The organism is Mameliella sp. AT18 (assembly GCF_028807275.1).
Classification (GTDB): domain Bacteria; phylum Pseudomonadota; class Alphaproteobacteria; order Rhodobacterales; family Rhodobacteraceae; genus Antarctobacter; species Antarctobacter albus.
Window position 1 is genome coordinate 1 of the sequence record NZ_JARAMO010000157.1, and the last position, 3,722, is coordinate 3,722.

The window sequence follows — 3,722 nt, forward strand, 5'->3', positions numbered from 1 at the left end:
CAAGCCTCCTCGATCACCTCGCTGCAAGCTGGCGTAGGCGGCAACAGCGCCGCGATCACGACGCTGCAAAACACCAAGGTGGACGGCGCGGGCGCGGTCTCGGCGGTCGAGGCAACGATCTCGGCCGAGTATGCCAGTCTTACCGCGATGGCCTCGGCCACCGCCTTTGCCAAGGCCCAGGCGGATGGCATCGCGGCCGGCTATGTCTGGCGGCTGAACGGGCAAAACCTGATCGAGCTGGTGAGCGTGTCAGAGGGCACAAGCGGCCCGGTGAGCACCTACAAGATCGCGGCTGATTATGTCGAGATCACCGGGGTTGCCCAGATCACCACCGCGGTGCTCGATCAGCTCTTTGCCGATAGCATCGTGGCGGGGCGGCTGACGGTCACGGGGTCGATGGTAGCAGCCGGCGCGATCACCGCGGACAAGTTGAACGTGACCGAGCTTTCGGCGGTTTCGGGCACGCTCGGGACGTTCAAGACCTCCCCCACTGGTGAACGCACGGAAATCAGCGACAGCGGTATGAAAATCTACGATGCCGCCGGGCTTCTGGTCGTGGAATTGGGGGAATTGGAGGTATTGCCCTGATGGCTTATGGACTTCGCCTTCGCCGCCCGGACGGCACCGTCCAACTGTCGACCGAAGATGGTATCACCACCTTCCGGCATCTCTCCTCGCATACCTTCGATGAGTATCAGGTCGAAACGACCGTGCCCGCCTCTGAGTTCGATGAGACCCGAGGGGTGCTACAGGCCGTCTATCACGCGCAACTCACGCTGAACGACGACGGTTTTAAGGGCTATGTCGCGCCCAATGTCTTCGACGTGCCGTCTCTCCTGCATGCGAACGGTCAACTGACTTACACGCCGCCTTCAACCTCGAACAATCAATTCGGTGACGAGCAACAAGTCACCGTCAACCTCTATCACTACTCATGACCCACGGTATCCGCATTCATAACACCTTTGGCGACGATGTTTTCGCGGACGGTCGCTGCCTGTTTGTCAAGGACACAGGCGTCTGTTTCCAGCATTCGGGAAACTCCGAGGCAGTGGTCGGCAGCATGCCATATGCACGAACGACAGGTCGGCCTGACGCATGGTATCCGTTGCTAAGGGCCCATAAAGACGGAAACACTGACAAGCTGTTCCAATACACGAACCGTTATTTCCACTGGGCAGGCAGCGGGCTTGAGCCGAGTTACAACGCCCCGGGGGCCACCTCTGAAAAGATCCCGGTCACGGCTGCGACGGATATTGCGGATCAGCTGTTTTTCCAGATGCACCCCAACGGCTTCGTGGCCCAAACACAACTTTGGTACGCGCTCACGCCCGAGATCGTCCCCCGAAAGATTGCTGGGGTATGTGTCCCCGAGGGCTCCGCTGCTCACTACGCCGACCCGATCCGATATTTCATCGCCTCGCACTCGGGCTTGCCAGCACCCAGCGCCGGCTATGGTCTGCGGATCACCGACCCGACCACAGGCGGCGTGCGTTATGATAGCCGATGGGACAACGTCAGGGTCCGTGATTTCTTTGTCGTCAGCGATACGGATATTGCTGACGTGCTGGAGAACAACGCGGTCAAGACGTACACGCCGCGCCAGCCGGTCGGCGACCCCTATATCACGACCTCCCTCAACTGGTCAGCGAGATACGACTCCGGGGGCGATAAGTTCCACTACCCCCGCTTGAGCTGGGACGGATCGGCCTTTGTCCTGGATCGTCTTCAAATAAACGGCCCCAGCATCCTAAGACCCGGGCCGTCTTTCTACATCAACCGCGGTTTTACGGTCACCGTGGCCGACCCAGAAATCTAACAGGAGAACAGCATGAGCTGGTATAAGACCGGAACGGTCGCAGTAACAAATGGCAGCGCCACGGTGACGGGCAGCGGCACCGCCTGGGTGGCGAATGCCCGCGTGGGGCAGGCCTTCGCCCTCGAGGGCGCGGGCGAGCAATACGAGATCACCGCGGTGGTCAGCGACACCGAGCTGACGATCTCGCCGGCCTACCTGGGCAGCACGCAGAGCGGCCAGGCCTATGCCATCATTCCGGTGGTGGGGTTTTACCGGCAGGCCTATGACGCCCTTGCGGCGGCGGTCGCGCAATGGTCGAGCTATGCCGGCACGGTGCTTTCGGGCCTGTTCGGGGACGGCACGGCGGCGGCGCCTGGGATCGGTTTCGAGGACGAAACCAATACCGGGTTTTTCCGCAAGGCCGCGGGCCAGCTCGGGATTGCCACGGGCGGCGTGCAGCGCGCGCTTCTCTCCTCGGCCGCGTTGCAAGTTGACGTGCCCCTGACCGGCACGGCCGTGACCCAGAGCACGACCGATTCCACGGCAGGACGGCTAATGAAGGTCGGGGCTTTCGGCCTCGGTGAGGACGCCGGCCCCGTGGTAACCGACATCGACGCGCACAACCTCTCTGGCTTCTACTTTGCCTATGCTGGTCAACACGCAAGCGCCCCGACTGGCACGAACCCGTTCCCGGATCTCGGCGGTGCATTCGGCCTCATGGCGGGCAGCGCCACCCTTGGTGGGGTCACGGAATACGTCTGGCAGATTGCCATCCTCTACAGCGTCTCGGGGCCGGTCATGAAGTTCCGCAGCAAGGCGACCGCCTGGACGGATTGGGAGGAGGTCTATTCGACCAGCAACCTGATCGGGACGGTCAGCCAGAGCGGCGGAACCCCGACCGGCTCGATCCTCGAGAAGGGCAGCAACGCCAACGGCAATTACATCCGCTATGCGGACGGCACGCAGATTTGTGATGTGCGCCTGGCGTCCAGCAGCGCGGGGGCTGTGACCTGGACTTTCCCCGCAGCATTTGCCGCCGCCCCGCAGGCCAGCGCAACGCCGAACCAGGACCAGGCGCGCTTTGCCACCACCACAGCCGGGGCCGCTGGATCGGTCAATTTCTCCGTTTGGAATACTGCACAAGCCCGCCTTGACGCGATCTCGACCTCGCTGATCGCCATTGGCCGCTGGTACTAAGGAGGCAAGAAATGCAGATCACACTTTCCCCCGTCCGTCGCGAGGGGCGACCGACCTTGGAGCGCCTTGGCGATGCCCTGGTGATCGATGGCGAAACCTTCGATTTCTCGGGCGTGCCCGAGGGCGCGCAGCTTCCTGCCGAGGCGGTGGCATCGGATTGGCTCGCCGGTCCGGTGACACGGATCGCCGGCGAGCTGCACCTCGCGCTGGCGCTCTCGCACGGTGCCAACGCGCCGCAGGAAACGCTCTTTCCCGATCCGGTGCAGGTCGCCAGCGATGGCGCCGTGCCACTGCCGCCCTATGACGCGACCGAAGCCGAGGAGGCAAGCGCATGAGTGTTGACCTGTCCAAACTGGTGACGGCCGAGGATCTGGCCGCCCAGGCCGCAGCCCGCCGCGCACAGGCGATCAAGGCCGAGGTGCAGGCCCGCATCTTCGCGGTGGTCGATCAGAACACGCAGGCCAGCCTCCTGGCCGCGATGGTGGCCGGCGCTCTGACCCCGGCCGATCAGGCCACCTTTGCCGATGGGCAGGCCTGGATCGAGGCGACAAAGCAGGCCGGCCGTGATGCGGTGTCCTCGGGCGATGATCCGATCTGGCCCGCTGTGCCCGCCGGCGTGGCCGAGCTTGCGGCGCAGTTCTGAGCGGGCGTGAAGGGCATCACAATCGGGGGGTGAAGGGGGGTGAAGAGGCAGGGGATGAAGAGGGTGTTGAAGGCGCCTTCAACA

Annotated in this window: 6 protein-coding genes; all 6 read left to right on the plus strand. The window is 63.4% G+C overall.

The annotated features are described in order from the left end of the window. Window positions 1–588 (plus strand): hypothetical protein (locus tag PVW46_RS14470; RefSeq protein ID WP_274576361.1); only part of this gene is annotated, 588 nt, incomplete at its 5' end. Continuing rightward, window positions 588–938, plus strand: coding sequence for a hypothetical protein (locus tag PVW46_RS14475; protein ID WP_069210615.1), 351 nt, complete (start codon window positions 588–590; stop codon window positions 936–938). The genes PVW46_RS14470 and PVW46_RS14475, both read left to right, overlap by 1 nt. Further along, window positions 935–1,819 (plus strand): hypothetical protein, encoded by an 885-nt coding sequence (locus PVW46_RS14480; protein ID WP_069210616.1) that lies wholly within the window; start codon window positions 935–937, stop codon window positions 1,817–1,819. Before PVW46_RS14475 ends, PVW46_RS14480 begins: the two co-directional genes overlap by 4 nt. A gap of 12 nt (window positions 1,820–1,831) precedes the next feature. Then, window positions 1,832–2,995 carry a hypothetical protein gene (locus PVW46_RS14485; RefSeq protein ID WP_069210617.1) on the plus strand — a complete coding sequence of 388 codons (1,164 nt, stop codon included), beginning with the start codon at window positions 1,832–1,834 and terminating at the stop codon, window positions 2,993–2,995. A gap of 11 nt (window positions 2,996–3,006) precedes the next feature. Further along, complete coding sequence (locus PVW46_RS14490; protein WP_069210618.1) at window positions 3,007–3,330, plus strand: hypothetical protein; 324 nt, start codon at window positions 3,007–3,009, stop codon at window positions 3,328–3,330. After that, on the plus strand, window positions 3,327–3,638 hold the full coding sequence (locus tag PVW46_RS14495) for a hypothetical protein (protein WP_069210619.1): 312 nt from the start codon (window positions 3,327–3,329) through the stop codon (window positions 3,636–3,638). The genes PVW46_RS14490 and PVW46_RS14495 overlap by 4 nt, the downstream gene beginning before the upstream one ends. Window positions 3,639–3,722 lie beyond the last annotated feature (84 nt).

What these genes read in the sequence shown, in the direction of transcription:
- PVW46_RS14490 (WP_069210618.1), top strand. Translation starts at nt 3,007, where the DNA reads ATGCAGATCACACTTTCCCCCGTCCGTCGCGAGGGGCGACCGACCTTG.
- PVW46_RS14475 (WP_069210615.1), top strand. Translation starts at nt 588, where the DNA reads ATGGCTTATGGACTTCGCCTTCGCCGCCCGGACGGCACCGTCCAACTG.
- PVW46_RS14480 (WP_069210616.1), top strand. Translation starts at nt 935, where the DNA reads ATGACCCACGGTATCCGCATTCATAACACCTTTGGCGACGATGTTTTC.
- PVW46_RS14495 (WP_069210619.1), top strand. Translation starts at nt 3,327, where the DNA reads ATGAGTGTTGACCTGTCCAAACTGGTGACGGCCGAGGATCTGGCCGCC.
- PVW46_RS14485 (WP_069210617.1), top strand. Translation starts at nt 1,832, where the DNA reads ATGAGCTGGTATAAGACCGGAACGGTCGCAGTAACAAATGGCAGCGCC.